This is a genomic window from Spiroplasma endosymbiont of Panorpa germanica, assembly GCF_964019765.1.
In the GTDB taxonomy this organism is placed as follows: domain Bacteria; phylum Bacillota_I; class Bacilli_A; order Mycoplasmatales; family Mycoplasmataceae; genus Spiroplasma_B.
The window spans coordinates 703,890-726,402 of the sequence record NZ_OZ026461.1 but is presented as its reverse complement, the minus strand read 5'-3'; the positions used below and the strand labels follow the sequence as shown (position 1 = coordinate 726,402).

Genomic DNA, 22,513 nt, shown 5'->3' with positions numbered 1-22,513 from the left:
TATGAGCGATGAAAATATGATGAAAAATATTTCAAAAATAGTCTTTGATGATTTTTTCTGAATTACTAATTTCTTTCCAATTCATGATCAAGTTTACTTTACTGATAGTAATTTTAACAATGGGATTAATTTATTATTAAAAATCGAAAAGAAAATACTTGTTGAAGAGGTTAAAATTAAAAAACCTTTTGGTCGTTATTTTTTGGCACACCCAACAATGAAACATACCACAGCAATTGGGGCAAGTCAAACGGATTTGAAAATTTGTTTAAAGAGTTCAGATTTTATTCAAAACATTATTTTCCATGATTTTGGTTACTTGATTACTTTCGTGAATAAAACAGATGAGCAAACTACAACCTATACAAATAAATACAATGGTGAATTTGAACTTATCGATAGTATTAAAATGCTTGAAAACAAAACCATTATTTCGCCAATATTAAATGAAAACCTTGTTTTTACTAAAAACAACTCCACAGGGGAAGTCTTTCAACTAGATTTATCAACAGAAAATACGATCGAGATTAAAGAAAAGATTAAAAAAGTTTGTGAGCTGCAAAATAATTTAGTAATTTTAACAGATGATTTTAAAGTTCTAATAAGTGATAAAAATTATGAGAATATCGAGGTCTATGAAGATAGTATCTTTGAAAAGCAAATTGCTGCTTTTAGTGAAGAAGCTTTTTTACTATCAGATAAGGAAAATGGCAAAACCTATTGCTCATTTTTAAACGAAAGTAAAACTAAAAAACCACTAGCAGGAAAATACTTTTATCGATTAGATTCTTTTAATAGAGAACTAATCATTGCAAAACCATTAGTGGATCGATTTGGCAATATTAATTATTACCAGGCCCCGTGATTTATTTATTAATTAGAAAAGAGGATATATTATGTTTACAAACGAAAGATTTGAATGGATGTCAGATTTAAATGTTGGAGTTACTTTTGTTACCTGATTTTTTCTTGGCTTCTCACTAATTCTTTACTTTATTGGATTAATAATTAACTACTTTGTGGCTTGAAAAGGTAAGACTGAAAAGGTCTATAAGTCATTGTTGGAAGAGTTAAACAATGATAACGGCTATGAAGATATTAAAACGGTTACTTTAAAGAAATCCCAAACCAGAATGCCCTTTAAAAACTACAATCCAATTTCAAAGGAGTACAAGGTAAAACCCTGGGAATTAGAATCACAAAACCTCTCTTCAGTTTTAAATTTATTTTTTAGCTACATTTTAATAGTTGAAACCAGAGAAGGTAATTCGAAATTTCGTCGTAGCCTTTGATGAATGTCAGGTTTTCACATTTTAGCTTTTTTTCTAGGTGTGACCAGTATGATAATGGTTCTAGCAACTTCTAATGGTTTAGATGATGGTACATTAGGATGAATTGATTTTTGACTTCAAATAGTTAACTATTTTGCCCTTGGTTTGATTTTGATTTCATGAATTTCTTTAGCGTTTATTTTTGAATCAGTGGGTAAACAAATGTGTGATATGGCAATCCACTATCTACCAGAAAAAGAATTCAAGCGATTTAAGCTAATTGTTAATCTTTACGCTTTTATTCCTTTGCTGAAAAATCCATATTTAATTTCAAAACTATAGTATAAAACCATTTCAATAAGTTAATATCTAAAAGTCAAGTTAGATACTAGAAATAAAAAACCGACCATTAGGTCGGTTTTTTTAAAATTATACGTGATTATATTTACAGTTATGTAAATTAGAATTTAATTTTATCTACTTATTTTAATAAGTTAAATATATTAATTTTCTATTTAGTTTTTCACTCAGGAGTTTTTCCTTGTTTTTCCTCAGCGTTTGTTAATCCTGCAAATTCTTTCATAGTAACACCATCTTTACTTCAAATTCCTTTGATTGTTGCTCAACAAATTTTTATCAAGAAAACCGAGTACATAATAGTAATTAAACTATTCATTCAAATTAACAGTTTCATAAAGAAGTTTCGGTCGTTTGAATTTAAAATATCAACAATTGCTTGAATAATAGTCAAGAAAGCTGAAATAATTTTAATCATTAATTCAAATGTAACTATTACTATGAAAATTCCGGCAATAAATTTCATAAATCCGTTTTTTTCATAAGCTTCAGCTGAATTTTTCTTCCAGTAAAAGATACCTCCGATTAATCCTAAAAATGTTGCTGCTCCAGCAATACCTAAAACTATATAACTAACTAGTTGAGAATTATTATCCGCAAATAAGCTCACATTTAAGCTTGCTCCAACTGCAAAGTAAGATCCAATAAGGATTAATCCACCAATAACGTAGTTTTTAGTATAGACTTTAGCAATCTCGTTTCTTGGATTTAATGTTGAATTTGATTCAACGTTTGGTATTTTAGTTAACATTCAAGGTGTTAGAAAACCTCCCAACGTTAAGCTGTATACTGCTAGCATAAAACGGTTAGCGATGATATCATCGTCACTTTTAGTTTTAACAAATTTGATTATTGTAAATCCAAAAAAGATTGTTTTTCAAACTTGATAGAACATATAGGCAACTAAGAAAACTAGTAAGGCCTGTTCAAATGGTTGAAAATCACTCATAGCTATTTGGAAGCCTTCAACGTTTCCAAATAGGGCAGTAAATAATAAACCAAATGATAATAATGCAAAAAACATACCAATGTAGTTATACAATATTATCCTAGATCTAACATATCCCATATTCAATTCCTTCCTTTCATAAAGATATTTTACTACATAAATATTAAATTATTCAATTTATTTGATATTAATTATTATTGATATCAATATAATTTAAATTAAAATTAGTAATTTTTTGGTTGATTATTTAACTGAATATATCACAAATATTAAACAATGTGTAAAATAATTAAAAAAATTTGAACATGAGTTCAAATTTTTAACTATTGTTTCTTTTTTTCTTTTTTTCTTTGATTATTGATTTCAAGTCAGTAATCATCTAGTTTTTTCTCCTCGATCATAACTGCTTGGATTTCTTCTTCATTTAGAATTCTAAAGTTTAAATTGATTTCTTCTAATTTAGCAACTCCTTGAGGGGTTGTTAATCATTTATCTCGTTTTGGTTTGTAGTATAAGAAGTAAATAGCGAATATCGCCCCAATTACTCCTACGAAGTAAATGATAGGGATGATAGCTCCTAGGATGTCAGAAACACCAGTGCTATTAATACCTTTAACTAGTTGTCTAATTCTATCAAAGAAATACATAAAGAACTGTAAGACCAAGAAAGCTAAAGCGATAATTCAACCCGTATTTTCATATCAAGTGGTTTTGATTCTCTTGCGCATTCCTTGAATTAAAACGGTTCCCAAAACCATCAAATAAACTGAAATTAGCATAATTGAGGTTGCCGCTGCAATTGTTGCATAGTCAAATGGTGATGAATTACCAGTGGCTCCTTCAATAATATCGGGTATTAACATGAATAACACAAATGTTATTCCCACAATACTAATTGAAGTAATTACCCCAGCAACTGGAACATTTTCTTTATTCTTAGTAGAGATTTTTTCAGGTAAGAAACCTTGTGTAGCCATTGGTTCTAAAGCGCTACCCCCAAATAGAGTAACTTGCAGGTTAGAGTTGAATCTCATTAAAATTGTACAAAGGATAACAATTCATCCCCCAAATGCTTTTAAAAAGGGGCTAGATTGTCCAAAAACTTGAATATTGGGATTTTCTTCAAATCCAGCATTAACAGCTCCCATTAAGATTAAGGTAAACACAATATAAAATATTGTTGTAGCAATCATGATAATTGTCATTGCAATGGGCATATTTTTACCACGATTTTTAATGTTGTTACCAACGGTAATAAAACTTTCTAAACCACAAAAGGCAAAAAAGCAAGATACAAACGCGTTGTTAAAATTAAAGAACGTTAAATCGATATTGTCTGGGTTCGAATAGAATTCTAGGCCACTAAAACCATTTCCAGAGAAAACTATAATCCCCACAACCATAATTAAAATAGTAATCGATCAAGTCATATAACCAATTACGTTAGCCACAATTTTATACTTTCTGATTCCAAAAAACAAAATTGCTGCGGCAACTGAGTAAATCCCTAGAGAGATAAGGTCTAAGTATAATTTACCTCAAGAACCTCACAAACCGTTTTCCCCAAATAATTGGATTACAGATCCTGTACCAAAGTTATTTCTAACCATTGTTACTAATAGACCCATTGCGACAAGCGGGATTACTGCGTAGTTGATTAGTCCCATGAATAGACCTCAAAAGTCTCCAAAAGCGGTTCTAACATATTGACTAGCACCTCCATTTGCTGTGGGGTGCACTTTGATAAGACGAGCGAATGCTCAAGCACATACAAAGGCTACTAAACCTTCGATGGCAAAAATTCATAAAATATGGATTCCGACTCCTTTGGCCGCTTCGCTATTGTTACTTCCAACAATTGTGGCGAAACTGGCAGTAAAAGTAATACCAGCAATAAAGCTAAAACCAAGTCAAATTAGAGTAGGAAGACCCATTCTAGTATCTTTTTTCATATTTCCTCCATTTTTTCATTAAAAAAGCATTATTATAAATAATAAATGCTTGACCAGTTTAATAGAATTACTTCTTATTTAAAATTACTGGAATAATTAGTGGGTTTCTTCGTTTAAATTTAAAGATATATGGTGAAAGTGATTGTTTAATTGCTGATTTAATTGCTCCAAATGTGGGTTTTGGTGAGTTTAAAACTTCCATCACTGCATTAGTTACAATATTAATAGATTCATTAATTAAATTACCACTTTCTCGTACATAAAAACTTCCGCGAGAAATTATTTTTGGTTGATACAATAGCTTATTTTGTTGAGAATCGATTGAAACCACAACAGCCATTAAACCGTCTTTACTTAAAATATCACGTTCACGGATAATATTACTTGCTTGTCCTGTCATATCCTTACCATCAACGTAAATGGCTTCCGCAGCAACACGTTTACCGATTTGCGCTTTACCGTTTAACATTTCGATTTGATCTCCGTTTGCAACAACAAAGACGTTATCTTCTGCAACATTAACAGAAACAGCGGTTTGACCGTGAACCTTAAGCATTCGATAATCTCCGTGCATTGGCATGAAGTAGTGAGGTTTTAGTAGGGTAAATAGTAATTTTTGTTCTTCTTGACTGGCATGTCCTGAAGTATGAATTCGATTTTCAGGAGAGTTTTCAATAACCAAAGCTCCTAAACGAGTAAGTTTATTAACAACATTTTCAACATCTGCACGATTACCAGGAATTGGTGATGAAGATAAAATAACAGTATCACCAGGAATTATATTAACTGATTGATGTTCTCCACGTGACATTCTTGAGAGAGCTGCCATTGGTTCTCCTTGACTTCCAGTACAAATAATCATTACTTTATTAGCTGGAAAATTGTTGATATCTTGAGTTTTAATAAAGGCTTTTTCACTAATTTTTAAGTGACCCATTTGACGAATTATTTTGATAATACGTTCTAAACTTCTACCAATTACAGCGATTTTACGACCATATTTATTAGCTGTTTCAACGATATGTTGAATTCTGTGAACATTACTAGCAAAGCTGGCAATAATGATTCTTTGTTTTGATTTCAAAAATATTGCATCAATGTTTTCAATAACTTTTTTTTCACCTAAAGTATATCCTTCAACTTCAGCATTAGTTGAGTCAGCTAAAAGCATTTCCACACCTTTATTACCCATTTCTGCTAAACGACTCACATTGGCGCTGTGTCCTAGTGGGGTTCAGTCGAATTTATAATCTCCTGTTGAGAAAATATTACCGTTAGGAGTTTCCACAAAAATCCCAAAAGCATCAGGAATTGAGTGATTTAAAGCCGCATAAGATACTTCAAAACTAGCTGATTTTCAAACATCATTTTCCACATACTCTTTAATGATTGTTTTATTTAACAGTTTATGTTCTTTTAAACGATCTCTAATTAAGGCTGCTGCCAATTCGGGAGCGTAGATAATTGGAATATTTACTTGCTTAACTAAATAGGGGATTCCTCCAATGTGATCTTCGTGACCGTGAGTAATAAATAAAGCTTTTAGTTTGTGATTATTTTCTTTTAGATAAGAATAATCTGGAATTACCGCACTAACACCCAACATACCTGGATCTGGGAATTTTACACCAGCATCAATCATAATGATTTCATCATCGTGTTCGATTACATAAGTATTTTTACCAATTTCTTCTAGACCACCTAAAGCAAAAACCTTAGTTGGAATTTTGTTATTTTTCAAGTGCATTTTACTAGTATTTGTTTTAATCGATCAAATTGACGAGTCACTTTGATCAGTTGTTTCAACAACTTTTTCGTTATTTTTAATATCTTTCATTTTAATTTCCTCTCATTTTAAATTGTAATTTACAAGTTTTTTATTATTTAAACTGTTGTCTTGTTAGTATGCATAACTTATTTAGATAGTATCATAAATTAATATTAAATTGATTATTATTTTATTGTATTAATAATTGATTTGCCTTCTTAAAAGTGTTTATAATCAATTATGGAGAAATATTATGGGATTTTTAGTACTTTTAGTTAGTCAAGCACAATGAGAACAGTTCGCCTTGGACACGCTTTCAGGAATTTTAGGCGGTCTTTTTACCAGTTTAGTCCTTTGATTTTTAACATCGCGTTTTTTAAGTCGTGTTAAAAGAACTAGAAATGTTGATCGTAAACTAGAGTCACAAAGAAATCATCGTAAAAAAACCTTAGCGAATAAAAACCCACATCAAACTAAAATGCATTTTATTAAAACACAATTTGGTAACGACGTTTTAAGTGAAAAACTGCTAAACCAGGCTGAGGAGTTGAATAATTTCTGTCGCGGTGAAAACTCAAAATGAATGGAGTAAAATAAATGTCTTGAAAAACTGAATTATTTAAACAAGTTGATAGCTTATTAAATGAAAAACTTTTGATTTTGATTAATGAATATTTAGAATTAAAGAGTAAAAAAATTGACCAAATTATTTCTAACAAATTAGCAACTATTATTGAAATTTTAATAGTTTCTCTAAATGATCAAATGGATTTTAGTTTCATACCAATAATAAAAAGTAAATCAGCTGTTACCCCAATTTTTATCAGAAAAAATCAAGCAGATTTTGATATTTTTCTGGAGGGTTTTATAAAAGAACTTGAGTTATTTAAAAAAGATATCAAGACAACTGATTTAACTAAAATTTATGAGGGTTTTTTAATTAATTTAGCCTGCAAGGTTCTTATTTCTGTCAATAAAAAAAGCCAAACCATTAAACTTGTGTTTGACCAATTAAATATCAATAATGAACAATTTGAAAGTAAGACCTTTACCAATGACGAAAACTTAATCAAAATTTCTCAAAGAATTATTGAAATTTCTTCATGAGCACTTTTTGCTCAAAGAATTTTATAACAGTATTCAATCCTGACCAACAAACTCAGGGTCGCTTTTATTAATTAAATCATAATATAACTTACCTTGATTGTGTTGTAGTTCATGTTGAAAGACAACTGATTTGTAACCCCTTAAATTAAGTTCAATTTTTTCACCAGTAAAGTAATCTATTCCAGTAACACTAATTTTATAACTGCGAGGAACAATACCACTATGGTCACTATCAACGCTTAAACATCCTTCACCACCATCAAGTGCTACAATTTGTGGACTTGAAGCTGTGATTTTTCCGTTGACAATAGCAAACTCTTCAGCGGGTTCCTCTTTTCCTCATTCAAAACGAGCGAAGAACATATTGGTATTGCTACCGATTTGGGGTGCTGCTAAACCAACTGCGGGTCTTAGATAATCACCATTAGTTTTCTGGTTCAAGGTTTTACATTGACTTACTCTCACAAAATCAATTAGTTTTTTCATTACTATTTGGTTTTCCAAACTCAGTGGTCATTGCACATCCATGCTTTGCGCGCGAATGATTTCTGGTTTGGCATCTTTAACTAACCATTGATTTGAAGGGCGCTCCGCTTGTAGCAATTCTTTATAAGTCATATCCATTTTCTCAACCTCTTACTTTTTTTATTATAGCAATATTTTCATTTTAATCGCATAAAAAATAGTCTTAGTAGACTAATTTTAGTATAATTAGGAAATAGTAGGTGCAAAATGAAAGTTATCAGTGGAAAATATCGAGGAAGACAATTAGTGGCCCTTGAGGGACAAAATACTCGACCAACCAGTGCTCGTGTTAAAGAAGATATGTTTAACATTTTATCAAATTGATTTATTTATGAAGATAAAGTTTCTTTGGATTTATTTGCTGGAAGTGGAGCTTTATCTATTGAGGGTTTAAGTCGAGGAGTTAAATTTGCCTATATTAATGATTGACATAAACCTGCCCTGGAGGTAGTTAAAAAAAATCTACGAAATATTAGTGAAAGTGAATTTAAGATTTTTAATTGAGATTTTAAAAAGGTCCTTGATTATTTGGGAGAAAATAAAAAACAAGTTGATTTAATTTATCTAGATCCACCATTTCCCCAAATTAATTATTATTATGAGTTTTTTGATAAAATTGCGCACCAAAATATTTTAGCAATCAATGGAGTTATCTTAACTGAAGCTCCTGAAAAATTAGATTTAGATAAGATAAAGCATTTAAATCTCTTGAAGTATAAAGATTTTAAGAATAAACATTTTTACCTATTCAGATTGGAGGATAATTAAATGAAAAATAAACCTGGTAGAATAATTATCTTATCTGGTCCAAGCGGAGTTGGTAAGGGAAGTGTTAATAATGAATTGTTCCAAGACAAAAATTTAAATCTTACATATTCAGTTTCAATGACCACCAGAGCTCCAAGAGAAGGTGAAGTCGATGGGGTTAATTACTTTTTTGTAACCAGAGAATACTTTGAAGAACAAATCAAAAAAGATGCTTTTATTGAATATGCAGAATTCATTGGTAATTTTTATGGAACCCCTAAATCTTATGTTTATGAACAAATTCAAGCAGGTAAAAATGTCATTTTAGAAATTGAAGTCAAAGGTGCTATGCAAGTTTTAGATAAAGATAAAAATAAAGAGATTCTATCAATTTTTCTAATGCCCCCAAGTCTGACAGAATTAAAAAACAGAATTAAAAAACGTGGCACAGAGAGTTCAAAAATTATTAAACAGCGAATGGATAAAGCATTGTTAGAAATTCCGCTAAAATGACATTATCAGTATGTCATCGAAAATGATAACTTAGTTAATGCGGTTGACAAAATCAAAGATGTTCTTCAAAAGGAAAATGCACTTTCAAGCGATGCGCGTCAAAGTCGTTATTGATATTTATTCGATGTTGTTAAAGAAATAGTGACAATGCGTTACTTGTATTTTGTTGAAAATTGAAAAATTAATGTTTTAGAACAAGTTGATTCAACTCATAGGGTAAAAAACCAGGATTTTGACTTCTTAAATCACTTAACTGTGATATTAAGTGATCGCATTTACGAAGATGTTTTAGCCCACGGCTTTATAAATAGTATTGTGGATAAGGACTTTATTAGTAAAAAAATTGAAAAATTAATGCTAGAAGTTGACTTTTTTAGCTTAAAACAAACGAAATTAGATTAGAGGGATAAGATGAACAGTCGTAAAAAAGCTCTAGAAATCCTTTTTGAGGTTTTAATCTCTAAGCAATTCTCCAATGTTTTGTTAGCCAAGATTAGCAAGGCAAAGGATATTAGCTCAGTTGATAAGCAATTTATTTACACTTTAGTTTATGGAACTATTAAAAATAAAATTTTTATTGAATATGTTGCCAACAAATTAATTAATCCAGATAAAACCCCAAGAAAAATTCAAGTTATTTTATGAATGAGCATTTTTCAAATAATCCACTTACAAAATATTCCTGACTACGCTATTGTTAATGAGTCGGTGGAATTGACAAAAGAAATTAGTAAAAACTATTCTGGTCTTGTAAATGGAGTTTTAAAAAGATTTATCACCGAACAAAAAGAATTAACCAAAATTAATATCAAAAACAAACAAAATATCAAACCCTTAGGTTTGAGTTTTCCTTTCTGATTGTTTAAGAAGATTTCTCGCGACTATAGTTTAGATGTCGCTATTAAGGTGGCTGAAAACTCCTTACAAAAAGCCAAGATAGCGGTTCGAGTTAATTCTCTTAAAGGTGATATTGAAGAAATTTTTAAACGTTACCATGATGAATATAATTTTAAATATTCTGAACTTTGCCAAGATTCTCTAATATCAGAAAGAAGCGTTATTAGTTCGGATTTATTTAAGGAAGGTCAAATAACAATTCAAGACGAAGCTTCAGCTTTGGTTTGTCAGGTTCTAAGTCCAAAACCAAATAGCAAAATTTTGGATATGTGTTCTGCTCCGGGAGGTAAACTTACCCATATAGGAGCTTTAACAAATAATGAATCTGAAATAACTGCATATGAAATTTCAGAAAAAAAAATCGACAAAATAAAAGAGAATCTCACACGACTTGGAGTTTTAAATGTCAAAATTATCAACGAAGATGCTACTAAAATTCCTGGTGAAAATGAATATGATTACGTTGTTTTAGATGCGCCTTGTTCTGGTTTTGGGGTTCTGAAGAGAAAACCTGAAATTAAATTACAGTCATTTTCAAAAGAACAATTTCAAAGTCTCTATGATAATCAAAAAAAGCTTCTTCAAAGAGCTTTTGAACTTTTAAAACCTGGAGGAGAAATGGTTTACTCAACATGCACAATTAACATTGATGAAAACCAAAACCAAATCAAAGCTCTTCAAGAAAATAATTCGAACGTAACAATTATGGAAGAAATTCAGATTTTTGGTTTTGAAAAAAATACCGACGGCTTTTATATTTGCAAGATTACAAAAACGTTATTAGAATAAGAAATTTTTGATTTCTTATTTTTTTCTGCGAAATATAAGTAGGAGAAATAAGAAATGAAAAAAATTCACGTAATAATTTGCCAGGTCTTTTTGATCTTGGTTGCTATGGCCGGTTTTTTCACCTCAAGTGCAGTTATAATTAATAAAAATACACAATTAAAAACTAGTAAACTACCTCAAATAATGGGCAGAGGCTTGTCACATTGAAAATTAAAAGATAATCAAAGTATCAAAAATTATTATATATCAAAGTTTGGAACACCAATTCCGTTATTAGAAGTTGTGGGTAGACCTAACTTTTTTCAAAAAGCATATCCCGTTGATTCTCAAAATAAGGACTTTAACTTTACTTATGATAAAAACGAAATCTGAAATAAAAATTCAAGTAAGCAGTTTTTAAAATTTGAATATTATAATGATTGAAATTTAACTAAACTAAATGGTGCTTTTGAAAAAGCTAACTCCAGCGGATCAGAATCTATTAACTTGAGCCAACTAAATAATAGAAGATTAGTACTTAAAGATGTTACTAAAGGGGCTCCTTTTAGTAATGTTAAGTATAATTCGGTTTTGACATTCACTCAATCTAAAGCCAGAGGCACTATAAAATTAAATGTAGAAGAAGAACTATCAATGCGAAAAGATCCTTGAAGAAATACAATTTATACTAGATCAATGGCGGGAATCAGCATAAGAAATATTAGAATAGAATATGTCTGGGAAGAAGCGCCCAAGGTTAAAGAAAAGACATATGATTTGGCTAAAATTAGCTTAGATGATATTATTATTAATTTTGACGTTCAATTTTCATTAAATAACGATAAAAAAATTAGAGAAATTATCATATCAAGGGCTAAAGAAGTCTTAAATCGAAAATTAAATATCAAAAGTGAATATTTACTAGAAAATGAAAATAAAGTAGATATATTGGATCGGTATTTTACAAAGGGAATTAAGGAACAGGAGTTTACAGGAATATTTAGGGGAATAGATCAAAAACATATCTTAAATAAAACCCAGGCTAAAATAAAAATCAACTTAAATTTCAAACCATTTATAAAGGGTTTGAATGATTATAAAATTGCTGAGCCTAAATCCTACCAGTATTTTGCAGACATATATTCACAAAATGTAGAAGAGGGCACGTTTGTTATTTTTAATGCAAATGAAGACGAGGAAAACCCACAAATTTTAGAAAATACTAATACTGAGCCTGATAAAAATAAAGAAGAATTAAATTTAGAAGCATTGGCAAAAGGTAACTTAGATTCTGAAAAAAAAGAATCAATAGTGGAACCAAAACCCACACCAACTATACCAAAACCCACACCAACTATACCAAAACCCACACCAACTATACCAAAACCCACACCAACTATACCAAAACCCACACCAACTATACCGTCACCAGTTAACCCTTCACAAGTCCAAAACACTGATGTTTTAAAAACTCATGATCTTAGTGCGGTTAAATTCGAGGATATAATAATAGATCCTAGAGGTCTTACAAGTGAAATGATGTTTGAAAAAATAACTAAATTAATTAGGGAAAAATTTAACAATAACAATATAAAAATGATTAATGACTTTTCAGTTGAACAAATAAAGGAAAATAATTTGAAAGATTTGAACAATTCTGAATTAAGATTTAAGGTTAAAGGCAAATCTGATTTATTAAAAGGGGAAAACGAACTTAAATTTGTTGCCAAATTACAGGAAAATAAAAACGATAATGCTCTAAGTCTGAATATGATTATCATAATCGCTTCATCTGCTGTTCTGGGATTTATTACTTTGATTGCTATAGTATGATACCTATCATCGTTTATTAAAAAGAAAAGTAATGATAAATTAATCTCTAATAAAAATAAAGAGTAGAAATAAAATCCCATTTTTATGGGATTTTATTTTCATTGTCTCCTTGTTTTGAAAATATTAATGATGCAACTATGATATAATTAATTAGGAGAATTTTTGCAATGAATAATATTTTAAAATACACAAATAAACAATTGCAAGATATACTTGCTGAAAATAAGTTCAAGAAATTTAATGCGGATCAAATTTTTGAATGAATTTATACTAAAAATGAATTAGATTTTTCTAAGATGACAAACTTAAGTCTTGACTTGAGAAAGTATTTATCTGAAAACTTTAATACTGACTTACTAGAGGAGCTGGTTTGCCAAGAATCAAACGATGGAACTGTTAAGTTCTTATTTAAATTATGTGACAATAGGTCCATTGAAACCGTTTTAATGCCTCAATCTTATGGTCAATCAGTTTGTGTGACCACTCAGGTTGGATGCAATATGGGATGTACATTTTGTGCCTCAGGTATTATTAAAAAAATCAGAAATTTAGAGGTTGATGAAATAATTGCCCAGGTTTACTACGTTAATCGTTTCTTGAAAAATAAGTATCCAAACGACACAACTGGTAGAAACCGTGTTAGCCATATTGTGGTAATGGGAATCGGAGAACCTTTGGATAATTATGAAAATACATTAGATTTTATTAATATTTTAAATTCCCCAAAAGCATTTGGAATTGGTGCTAGACATATAACGGTTTCGACTTGTGGATTAGTACCCAAAATTAAGGCTTTTGCTGACTTACAACTGCAAGCTAACCTAGCTATTTCGCTTCACGCCCCAAATGATGAGATTAGAAATCAAATAATGCCAATTAATAAGGCATTCCCACTAGTTAAATTGATGGAAGCGGTTGATTATTATATTGAGAAAACAAACCGAAGAATAACTTTTGAGTATATTTTAATAGATAAGGTTAATGACTCCGTGGAAAACGCTCACCAACTAGCAGCGTTAATTAAAGGTAAAAACGCCTATGTTAACTTAATACCTTACAACGAAGTGCATGAGAATCCTTTTAGAAAATCAACAAATATTGATAACTTCTTCAAGGCATTGAAATCAAAGAAAATTAATTGCATCGTAAGGAAAGAGTTTGGAGCAGATATTGATGCCGCTTGTGGTCAACTTCGCGCAATCAGAGAAGGGATTTTAAAATAATGAAATATAAACACGCAAAACTAACAGATATTGGTAACTATCGAAAAATGAACCAAGATAATTTGGATTTCTTTGAAAATTCAGCAGGTCAGGCTTTTGGAATAGTTTGTGACGGAATGGGTGGACACGCTCATGGTGAAATAGCCAGTAAAATGGCTGTAGATAAATTTGCCAAATTATTCCAAGGACAAAACTTTGAAGGTTTAGATAATAACCAAATTAACCGTTGATTAAGAAATTCGGTTACTGATATTTTAAATGATATGATTGATTATGCAGATCAAGATTTAACAACAAAAGATATGGGAACAACTTTAACAGCAATTTTATTTGCCAATGGCTCAGCATATGTAATAAATGTCGGGGACTCAAGAACTTATAAAGTTGTTGATAATAGATTGTTTCAAGTTTCTCAGGACCAAAACTTATGAAATTCAACTCCTGAAGCTGAAAGAAAAGATATTCAAATGAGTGGGATGTATGATAAAGCAACAGAAGTTACTTTCTGGAAGGTTTTAACAAGTGCTCTAGGACCAGCTAAAACATTGAGAATAGATACATACTTTATTGAAGAACCTCAAGGAATATACATTTTAACAACTGACGGAGTTCATGACTATATGGACGAAGATATTGTTGTTAGCACTTTAATGAATCCTAAACAGAAAATGAAGGAAAAAGCTCACTTAATTGTTGAGGATGCCAAAGATAATATGTCAACAGATAATCTGTCGATTCTAATAATAGAGGTAGAATAGTAGGTCTACTTTTTATAATTTAAGGAGGATTTATGAAGGAATACAAAAAAGGCGACCTAATTGCTGGACGCTATAATGTTGTTAGACCAATCGGTAAGGGTGGAATGGCTTCTGTTTTTGAAGCTGAAGATGTTTTCACCAAGGAACATGTGGCAGTTAAGGCTATTGCAGAGGCGATGGTTGTTAAAGATACTGCACAAATGCGTTTTGATATCGAAAAAGAGGCCTTTGCAAAGCTGGGGCAAAACCCCAATGTTGTAAAATTATACGATGTTATCCAAAATGGAGCAGACTGATTTATTGTTCTAGAACTGATAAATGGGGGAACCTTAAAAGACCGACTTTTAGATTTTGGACCAATGACATTGCCTGAAATTAAACATAACTTCTCTCAAATTTGTAATGCTCTAATTGAAGCTCACCAAATTGGTATTATTCACCGTGATATTAAGCCAGACAATGTTTTGCTAACAAAATCTGGTCAGGTTAAGCTAGGAGATTTTGGAATTTCAATTATGATGGATGAAGAAAGTCAAGAAACTTCTAAAGCAATTGGAACCCCAAAATATATGCCCCCAGAAATAATAGCCCACCAAAAACCAACCCCTTTAAGTGATATGTATTCTTTGGGAGTTATGCTTTATGAATTAACAACAGGGCAAGCGCCATTTTTAGGAAAAACCCCAGAAATAATAGCAGCCAAACATGTGAAAGAAATCCCAACTCCTCCGATAAATATTAATAGCAACATCCCTGTATCACTTAATAATTTAATTCTTCAAGCAATTGAAAAAAATCCCGGAGACCGCTTGGCTAATATATCAGAGTTTAGAGATCATTTAATGGAAATCGGAACTGAAGCTGACAATAAGACCAAACTTTGAAAATCTAATCGTAACGTCTTAATAAAGACTAACAAATCGCCAAAAAAAGTAATTAAGATTGGTAATAATTATGATCGCTTACCCAAGTACCTTAAACCCCAATTTTTAACTTTCTATATTCTAACCATTTTAGCGCTACTAATTGCTTTGATCATTACATTCGCACTCATTTAAACTAATTTTTAATTAGTTTTTTTTATTTTTAAATATGGACAAAATCAATTTATAATATATTATAAGAAGGCCGAGGTTAATGATTTGCAGGGTTTAATTGTAAAAATTGTTAGTGAATATTGTTATGTTTTAAATGAAGACAAAATTTATGAATGTAAAGCCATTGGTATTTTAAGGCATCAAAAATTAAAACTAACAGTAGGTGATTTAGCTGAATTTGAAATTCTTGACGAAATTAATCTCAAGGGGTCAATCGTTGGATTTAAAAAACGTAAGAACGAGCTCCATCGACCAAGAATTGCAAATATTGATCAAGTTGTAATCATCACATCTGTGGCAAATCCGACATTTGCCAGCTATATTCTCAATAAGTATTTAGCTTTTATTGAAATCGCAGAAATTAAGCCGATTTTAGCATTTACCAAAACTGATTTAATTGATTCAGATAGTTTAGTTATTGAACAAATTAGAAGTTATGAGAAGATTGGTTATGAAGTATTTTTAATTAACAATAAAATTAAGGGCGATCAAGAATGAAATAAATTTAAAACTATTTTTAAAGATAAGATTTCAGTATTTACAGGTCAAACAGGAGCTGGCAAGTCAACAACCTTGAATCATTTAATTCCAGGACTTACTGAAAAAACCCAAGAAATTTCAAAAGCTTTAAACCGAGGGAAACATACAACAACTAAAAACGAACTTTTTCCAGTTGATGGAGGTTATATTGCTGATACTCCAGGTTTTTCTTCATTTGAGTTGAAAGAGGTTGCAGCTGTGGAATTATCTCAAAGCTATAACTTTTTTAAGCAAAATCTGGGAAAATGTAAATTCCGGGACTGCTTGCATCTTGTAACAGCTCCAGGATGTTTTATTAGAGAAATGGTGAGTCAATTGCAATTTCCTGAATTTATTTACTTAGATTACTTAAAAATGCTTGAGGAAATCAAGCTTATAGAAGGTGGTAAAAAATACTAATGAAAAAATATATTATCGCACCAAGTGTTTTAAGTGCAAACTTTTGAGATTTAAAAACAGATCTTAACAGAATCAAAGAATTAGGAGTTAATTGAATTCACTATGATGTAATGGACTTTGATTTTGTCCCTAATTTAACTTTTGGACCAAAGATTCTAGAAGATATTAAAAGCAATATTGATATAAATGTTGATATTCATTTTATGATAAAAAACAAGCAGAAAAATCTACTAGAGTTCTTGAAGCCATTTATTGATTGTAAGCCTCAAATGATGACTATGCATTTTGAAGCTTTATCAGATGAGCAAATTAGAGAATTTGTGCAAATTTGTCAGAGAAATAAGATTAAGTCTAGTTTAGCTATTAATCCAGATAAGAAAATATCTCAAATTGAAAAGTATTTACCAATTTTAGATAATGTTTTGGTAATGAGTGTTTTTCCTGGTTTTGGAGGTCAAAAATTTGATCACAGAGCAGTTGAAAATATTTCACAATTGAGAATTTTAATTGACCAACATAAATTAAACTTAACCATTGAAGTTGATGGGGGAATTAACGGAGAAACTGCTCAATTAGTCAAGCAAGCTGGTGTTGATATCATGGTTGCTGGAAGTTATCTTTTTGGTCAAGCTGACATAAAACAAAGATTGGAAATTCTTGAAAGTGAAAAATAATGAAATTGCCCTAGTTGTTACTTGTGAAACTAAACTTGATTTTAAAGTGTTTCAAAATTGTTATTTTATCGGGGTCGAAAGAGGTTGCTTAGACTTAATTTCCAAAGAAATAACAATTGACTTAGCTATTTCTGATTTTGATCATGTTGATGAGAGTGAGTTAAAATTAATCCAAGAAAAGGCTTTAAATACCCAGATTTTGAATCCTGAAAAGGATTTTATTGATGGGGAAATTGCTATAAAAAAAGCTCGAGATTTAGGATTTAACAAAATTATTTATGTTTCAAATCCCAATTTAAGACATGATATGAATTTGGCCAATCTTTATTTTGCTTTTAAGTATAATGTAGAAATTTTATCAGATAAAAGTTTGATCGAAATCTTGAATCCTGGTGAAAATTTAATATCTTTTGAAAATCTTCAAGATTATGCATATATTTCCTTTGTCTCAGATACATCAACAGATTTATCAATTAAGGGATTAAAATATGAAGCTAAAAATCTTAAATTAGAGCCGTATAGCTTACAAGCTATTTCCAACTGCTTTATTCCTTACCAAGATGGGTTGGTTATTAATAATCATAAAATTGCTATGGTCCTCACTAAATAAAAAAAATCTTCTTAAAAAGAAGATTTTGTTTTTTGAATGGTGCCCTCTATCGGAGTCGAACCGATACAAGTTACCTCGGCAGATTTTGAGTCTGCTGCGTCTACCAATTCCGCCAAGAGGGCAATTCCTAAATAATTATAACAAGTTTTTTAAATTAAAGTCAAAAAAAACCAACATTTGTTGGTTTTATTATTTAAACTAATTTTTCATTTTTCTTTAAAGTTCTTAAGGTTCTAGCAGAAACTTTTAATGTAATCATAGTTCCATTTTCATCCATAACCTTTACTTTTTGAAGGTTAAGATTTCATTTTCTTCTAGTTGCATTTAAAGCATGTGATCTTTTATTCCCTGAAAGTGGACCTTTTCCTGTCAAACTATCTTTTCTCGCCATTATTTTCACCTCACGACTAATATATAATACAAGATATGAGAAATAATTACAATATTTTTTACTAAATTATTTAAAAAATGTAGTAAGATATATTTATAAATCAAAAGAAAGTTTAAATAATTACATTTTGCGTTTTTTTTGGTATAATTGGTGGTGAGTTTATGAGTAATTTGATGAATGAGGAGACTTTGAAAGTTATCAATGAAGCTGTAATTACAATTCCCGGTCTAATGTCTTTTGCACAAGTTGACAAGGAAAGTGGTTTGGTTTCAGGAACTAAAGAAATTGATAAAGCTATTGAAGTATCGATCACCGAAAAAATACATAGATTAAAAATCCACATAATACTATTAAATGGAGTTAACATAAAAGATGTTGCAAACGAAGTCCAAATTCGTGTTAAGTATGAGTTGGAAAAACTATCCAACTTTACAAATAGTTATTATGTTGATGTTGTTGTTGATGCCTTGGCAAAATAACAACTTTTAATTTTCGATTTCAAGAAATATATTTTTAATTTAAAGAAACATTAAGGTGAATAGAATGAAAAATGTAAAGCTGCTAAAAACTATGATTAATAGTGGAGCAAACAATTTATACAACAATTATCCGTACATTGACAAATTAAATGTATTTCCAGTGCCTGATGGTGATACTGGAACTAATATGAATTTAACTGTATCAAATGCATATTCAGAAATAAATAAAACTGAATTTAGCGACTTTAGGGAATTAATGCAAAAATTTTCAAGGGGTTTAATTATGGGAGCTAGAGGTAACTCAGGAGTTATCTTCTCTCAAATTATGAAGGGCTTCTATAAGGGAATGGAAAATGCTGAAGAGTTAAACATTGAAACATGAAAAAAAAGTTTTGTTTCAGCAAAAGAAGTTGCCTACTCAGCAGTTATGAAACCCGTTGAAGGAACAATTTTAACAGTAATAAGAGAAACAAGTGATGCAGTCCAAAAATTGGATAATAATATTTCAGACAAAGATTTTTGAAATACTGTTGTTGAATCAGCTACAATATCTTTAAATAATACCCCCAACCTTTTACAAGCTTTAAAAGATGTTGGTGTTGTTGATAGTGGTGGTTATGGTCTTGTCAAATTTTTTGAAGGTATGCAAAATGTTGTAATTAAAGAAAAAGTTATTGCTCGTAAGAAAAAACTAGAAACTAATGAAGGTGGAAATTTATCACTTAATATCGAAGATGATGAATTTGGTTACTGTACTGAAGCTATTGTTATGCTTACAAGTGAATGAATTACTAAAATGAAAGTTGAAAGCGTTCGTCAACAACTTTCAGAATATGGTAATACATCAATCGTGGCAGTAAAAGATGAAGATATTTTAAAAATTCATACCCACGCATTGAATCCAGGTCAAGTACTAACATTCTTGCAACAATTTGGTGATTTCAACTCGATTAAGGTTGATAATATGAGTATTCAAGCAGACCGTCAAGTTAAGGGTGCTAAAAAAGAAAGCAATCACAGCAAAATCAAAAATGAGAGAAATCTAGTTAATGAATTTGCAACAATTGCAGTTGTTCCATCTGATGGAATTGCTGATTACTTTAAAAATGAATTAAATGTGGATTATGTTATAAATGGAGGTTCAAAAATGAACCCTTCAACCACAGACTTTATGAAAGCCATCGAAATTGTAGATGCTAAAACTGTGTTTATCTTACCAAATAATTCAAACGTTATTATGGCTGCAAAACAAGCAAAAGAACTCGAGAAAAAATCAAAAGTTTTTGTTATTCCAACTAAGACTATACCTCAAGGAATGGTTTCTTTCTTAAGTTACGACCCAAGTGAAACTCCAAGAAAAAACGAATCTAACTTGAACCGCGTAATTAAGGAAGTTATTAGTTTATCAGTTTCAACAGCGGCTAGAGATTCTCTAGTTGATGGTATCAATATCAAAGAAGGGCAAAAAATGGGGATGATCGATGGGAAAATAGTTTTCTCAGGACCATCAATAAAATCAGTCTTTGATAAGGTTTTAGCCAAAAATATAAGTAACAAAACTGAAATTCTAACAATATTTACTGGTTTAGATGCTTCAACCAACGACATTAACGACTTAAGAAAATTCTTAGATGAGAATTTTGATGTTGAATATGAAATTGTTGAAGGTGGACAAGAAATATACGACTTTATTATAGGAATTGAATAAGCAAAAACAAGAATAAATCTTGTTTTTGTTTTTTTATTAACATTTTTTAAAGTTTAATAGTAAAATTATTAAATAACAATTTAGAAATATACGAGAGGGAAAATCAAAATGAAAACTATCGCATTTGACGTAATGGGATCTGATTTAGGTGTACAACCAGCAATTGGAGCTGCCATGAAAATTTTGAACGAAAAACCAGACTTGAAAATTATTTTTGTTGGTAATGAGGTTGAAATTGAAGGGGAATTAAAAAAACAAAAATTAGCTAAGAAATTAGAATCTCGCTATGAAATTTTTCCAACTAGTGAAGTTATTAATATGACAGATGGAATTCTTGAAATACGCCGTAAAAAAGATTCATCAATGGCTAGAGCGATTGAATTGGTTGAAAAAGATCAAGCAAGGGCAATAGTAACTGGAGGAAGTACTGCCAGTTTCATCGCTGGATGTCATTTTATTTTAAAAGAATTTGAAGGGGTTAAGAGACCAGGATTTATGCCAACAATTCCAACTGTTATAAATGACAAGGTAGTTTTATTATTAGACGTTGGAGCAAATGTTGAAAATGATCCTGAAGACCTAATCGACTTTGCAATTATGGCAACAGCATACCTACAATCAACTAAAGGAATTAAAGAACCCTCGGTTGCTTTGTTAAACATCGGTGAAGAAAAATCGAAAGGTAAGGATTTGCAACTGCAAACCTACAAACTGCTGTCAGAAAATAAAAAAATTAATTTTTGTGGTAATATTGAACCTCGTGAAATAATTTCAGGGGATGTTGATATTATTGTTACTGATGGATTCACTGGAAATATTGCTTTGAAATCAATCGAAGGAATGGGTAAGAAATTACTTTCAGAAATCAAGAAAGCTGTAACAAAAGGTTTCTTTAGAAAAATCGCCGCTTTAAGCTTAAAACCGGCTTTCAAAGAAGTGGCTAGCAAATTTGATTACAAAAATCACGCTGGAGCCATTTTATTAGGTATTAATAAAATAGCTTTTAAATCTCACGGTTCAAGTGATTTACGCTCATTTCACGCAACACTAAGAATGACTTATGAAGCAATTGAAAATGATGTTGATAATAAATTAAGAAAATCTTTAAAGGAATTCAAAGGAAGTTAGACAATGGAAATTAAAGAATTTTTAAAAAAATTTAACATAATTCCTATAAATATAAAAATTTATGAAGAAGCTATTACGCATAATTCTTATGCAAATGAAAAAAGGGCGGGTTATACATATCAACGTTTAGAGTTTCTAGGAGACGCTATTCTGCAAATGTATGTCAGCCTGCATTTTTTTAAAAACTTTCCCACAGAAAAAGAGGGAGTTTTAACAAAATATCGAAGTAATTCTGTTAGAGAAGAAACTTTAGCGGAAATATCTAGATGTATTAACTTAGGTAAGATTATTCGCCTCGGAATTGGAGAAATAAATTCAAAAGGTTTTGAAAAAAACAGTATTTTAGCGGATGTCTTTGAATCGTTTACTGCAGCTATTTATTTAGATCAGGGTGAGAAAGTTTTGAATAATTGACTTAACCAAACAATGTTAAAATATATTTCCGAACCTGGATTTATGGCAAAAAACATTGATTTTAAATCAGAATTACAAGAGCTCTTGCAAGCAGAAAACCGTCATGATTTAGTTTATAAGGTAATTGACTCTAAACAAACCTCACATAATCGAACTATTTATCGAGTTGCGCTTTATTTAGAAGATGTAAAATATGGAGTTGGAGAGGGATTCTCAAAACAAGAAGCTGAACAAATGTCAGCTAAGGACTGTTTATTAAAACTTAAAAAATAATTAAGAAACTATTTAAGAAAACTTCTTCTCTTAAATAGTTTTTATTTTATATATTGAATAAAAATTATTATGTATTATTTTTTTAATAGAAGCAAAAAATAATATATAATTATCAAAGTTAATTAACGGGTA

At 30.4% G+C, this 22,513-nt stretch carries 23 protein-coding genes and 1 tRNA gene; 18 read left to right on the top strand and 6 right to left on the bottom strand.

Annotated elements, in window-relative coordinates; translation table 4 throughout:
- Position 1 precedes the first annotated feature (1 nt).
- Both AACK87_RS03310 and AACK87_RS03305 read left to right on the top strand, forming a co-directional pair.
- Positions 2 to 877, top strand: coding sequence for a hypothetical protein (locus AACK87_RS03310; protein ID WP_338971539.1), 876 nt, complete (start codon positions 2 to 4; stop codon positions 875 to 877).
- Positions 878 to 896: 19 nt separating this feature from the next.
- A complete protein-coding gene (locus AACK87_RS03305; protein WP_338971537.1) occupies positions 897 to 1,613 on the top strand; it encodes a hypothetical protein in 717 nt (238 codons plus the stop codon).
- A gap of 169 nt (positions 1,614 to 1,782) precedes the next feature.
- On the opposite strand, the gene AACK87_RS03300 is transcribed toward AACK87_RS03305, so the two are convergent.
- The 3 genes from AACK87_RS03300 to AACK87_RS03290 all read right to left on the bottom strand — a co-directional run bounded on the left by AACK87_RS03300 (position 1,783) and on the right by AACK87_RS03290 (position 6,366).
- Positions 1,783 to 2,652 carry a hypothetical protein gene (locus AACK87_RS03300; RefSeq protein WP_338971534.1) on the bottom strand — a complete coding sequence of 290 codons (870 nt, stop codon included), beginning with the start codon at positions 2,650 to 2,652 and terminating at the stop codon, positions 1,783 to 1,785.
- A gap of 248 nt (positions 2,653 to 2,900) precedes the next feature.
- Complete coding sequence (locus tag AACK87_RS03295) at positions 2,901 to 4,529, bottom strand: APC family permease (protein ID WP_338971532.1); 1,629 nt, start codon at positions 4,527 to 4,529, stop codon at positions 2,901 to 2,903.
- A 67-nt stretch (positions 4,530 to 4,596) separates the two neighbouring features.
- Positions 4,597 to 6,366, bottom strand: a complete 1,770-nt coding sequence (locus AACK87_RS03290; RefSeq protein ID WP_338971530.1) for a ribonuclease J — start codon at positions 6,364 to 6,366, stop codon at positions 4,597 to 4,599.
- A 184-nt stretch (positions 6,367 to 6,550) separates the two neighbouring features.
- Here AACK87_RS03290 and AACK87_RS03285 point away from each other — a divergent pair, with 184 nt between their 5' ends.
- Positions 6,551 to 6,889, top strand: a complete 339-nt coding sequence (locus AACK87_RS03285; protein WP_338971528.1) for a hypothetical protein — start codon at positions 6,551 to 6,553, stop codon at positions 6,887 to 6,889.
- Positions 6,890 to 6,894: 5 nt separating this feature from the next.
- Positions 6,895 to 7,431, top strand: a complete 537-nt coding sequence (locus AACK87_RS03280; protein ID WP_338971525.1) for a hypothetical protein — start codon at positions 6,895 to 6,897, stop codon at positions 7,429 to 7,431.
- On the opposite strand, the gene AACK87_RS03275 is transcribed toward AACK87_RS03280, so the two are convergent.
- Positions 7,426 to 8,028 (bottom strand): peptide deformylase, encoded by a 603-nt coding sequence (locus tag AACK87_RS03275; protein WP_338971522.1) that lies wholly within the window; start codon positions 8,026 to 8,028, stop codon positions 7,426 to 7,428. The genes AACK87_RS03280 and AACK87_RS03275 overlap by 6 nt on opposite strands.
- Positions 8,029 to 8,136: 108 nt before the next feature.
- Between AACK87_RS03275 and rsmD the strand changes: the two genes are divergently transcribed.
- The 10 genes from rsmD (at position 8,137) to AACK87_RS03225 (ending at position 17,988) form a co-directional block, all read left to right on the top strand.
- Positions 8,137 to 8,697 carry a 16S rRNA (guanine(966)-N(2))-methyltransferase RsmD gene (gene rsmD, locus AACK87_RS03270; RefSeq protein ID WP_338971520.1) on the top strand — a complete coding sequence of 187 codons (561 nt, stop codon included), beginning with the start codon at positions 8,137 to 8,139 and terminating at the stop codon, positions 8,695 to 8,697.
- A complete protein-coding gene (gene gmk / locus AACK87_RS03265) occupies positions 8,698 to 9,591 on the top strand; it encodes a guanylate kinase (protein ID WP_338971518.1) in 894 nt (297 codons plus the stop codon).
- 9 nt (positions 9,592 to 9,600) lie between these two features.
- Positions 9,601 to 10,875 carry a 16S rRNA (cytosine(967)-C(5))-methyltransferase RsmB gene (gene rsmB / locus AACK87_RS03260; RefSeq protein WP_338971515.1) on the top strand — a complete coding sequence of 425 codons (1,275 nt, stop codon included), beginning with the start codon at positions 9,601 to 9,603 and terminating at the stop codon, positions 10,873 to 10,875.
- 54 nt (positions 10,876 to 10,929) lie between these two features.
- Positions 10,930 to 12,753, top strand: a complete 1,824-nt coding sequence (locus AACK87_RS03255) for a hypothetical protein (protein WP_338971513.1) — start codon at positions 10,930 to 10,932, stop codon at positions 12,751 to 12,753.
- 101 nt (positions 12,754 to 12,854) lie between these two features.
- Positions 12,855 to 13,910: a 23S rRNA (adenine(2503)-C(2))-methyltransferase RlmN gene (gene rlmN / locus AACK87_RS03250; protein WP_338971510.1), complete on the top strand. Its 1,056-nt coding sequence runs from the start codon at positions 12,855 to 12,857 to the stop codon at positions 13,908 to 13,910.
- Positions 13,910 to 14,668: a PP2C family protein-serine/threonine phosphatase gene (locus AACK87_RS03245; RefSeq protein WP_338971507.1), complete on the top strand. Its 759-nt coding sequence runs from the start codon at positions 13,910 to 13,912 to the stop codon at positions 14,666 to 14,668. The genes rlmN and AACK87_RS03245 overlap by 1 nt, the downstream gene beginning before the upstream one ends.
- 32 nt (positions 14,669 to 14,700) lie before the next feature.
- On the top strand, positions 14,701 to 15,726 hold the full coding sequence (locus AACK87_RS03240) for a serine/threonine-protein kinase (protein WP_338971504.1): 1,026 nt from the start codon (positions 14,701 to 14,703) through the stop codon (positions 15,724 to 15,726).
- Between the two features lie 84 nt (positions 15,727 to 15,810).
- Positions 15,811 to 16,704, top strand: a complete 894-nt coding sequence (gene rsgA / locus AACK87_RS03235; RefSeq protein ID WP_338971502.1) for a ribosome small subunit-dependent GTPase A — start codon at positions 15,811 to 15,813, stop codon at positions 16,702 to 16,704.
- On the top strand, positions 16,704 to 17,378 hold the full coding sequence (gene rpe, locus AACK87_RS03230; protein WP_338971499.1) for a ribulose-phosphate 3-epimerase: 675 nt from the start codon (positions 16,704 to 16,706) through the stop codon (positions 17,376 to 17,378). Before rsgA ends, rpe begins: the two co-directional genes overlap by 1 nt.
- Positions 17,368 to 17,988, top strand: coding sequence for a thiamine diphosphokinase (locus AACK87_RS03225; RefSeq protein WP_338971496.1), 621 nt, complete (start codon positions 17,368 to 17,370; stop codon positions 17,986 to 17,988). Before rpe ends, AACK87_RS03225 begins: the two co-directional genes overlap by 11 nt.
- Positions 17,989 to 18,025: 37 nt before the next feature.
- Here AACK87_RS03225 and AACK87_RS03220 read toward each other — a convergent pair.
- Positions 18,026 to 18,110, bottom strand: a tRNA-Leu gene (locus AACK87_RS03220).
- Between the two features lie 71 nt (positions 18,111 to 18,181).
- Positions 18,182 to 18,379, bottom strand: a complete 198-nt coding sequence (rpmB, locus tag AACK87_RS03215) for a 50S ribosomal protein L28 (RefSeq protein ID WP_115558247.1) — start codon at positions 18,377 to 18,379, stop codon at positions 18,182 to 18,184.
- Positions 18,380 to 18,540: 161 nt separating this feature from the next.
- Between rpmB and AACK87_RS03210 the strand changes: the two genes are divergently transcribed.
- From AACK87_RS03210 to rnc, 4 genes are all read left to right on the top strand, one after another.
- Positions 18,541 to 18,858, top strand: coding sequence for an Asp23/Gls24 family envelope stress response protein (locus AACK87_RS03210; RefSeq protein ID WP_338971492.1), 318 nt, complete (start codon positions 18,541 to 18,543; stop codon positions 18,856 to 18,858).
- Positions 18,859 to 18,922: 64 nt separating this feature from the next.
- Positions 18,923 to 20,566 carry a DAK2 domain-containing protein gene (locus AACK87_RS03205; protein WP_338971489.1) on the top strand — a complete coding sequence of 548 codons (1,644 nt, stop codon included), beginning with the start codon at positions 18,923 to 18,925 and terminating at the stop codon, positions 20,564 to 20,566.
- A 108-nt stretch (positions 20,567 to 20,674) separates the two neighbouring features.
- Positions 20,675 to 21,694: a phosphate acyltransferase PlsX gene (plsX, locus tag AACK87_RS03200; protein ID WP_338971486.1), complete on the top strand. Its 1,020-nt coding sequence runs from the start codon at positions 20,675 to 20,677 to the stop codon at positions 21,692 to 21,694.
- 3 nt (positions 21,695 to 21,697) lie between these two features.
- Positions 21,698 to 22,381 carry a ribonuclease III gene (gene rnc, locus AACK87_RS03195; RefSeq protein ID WP_338971483.1) on the top strand — a complete coding sequence of 228 codons (684 nt, stop codon included), beginning with the start codon at positions 21,698 to 21,700 and terminating at the stop codon, positions 22,379 to 22,381.
- Positions 22,382 to 22,513 lie beyond the last annotated feature (132 nt).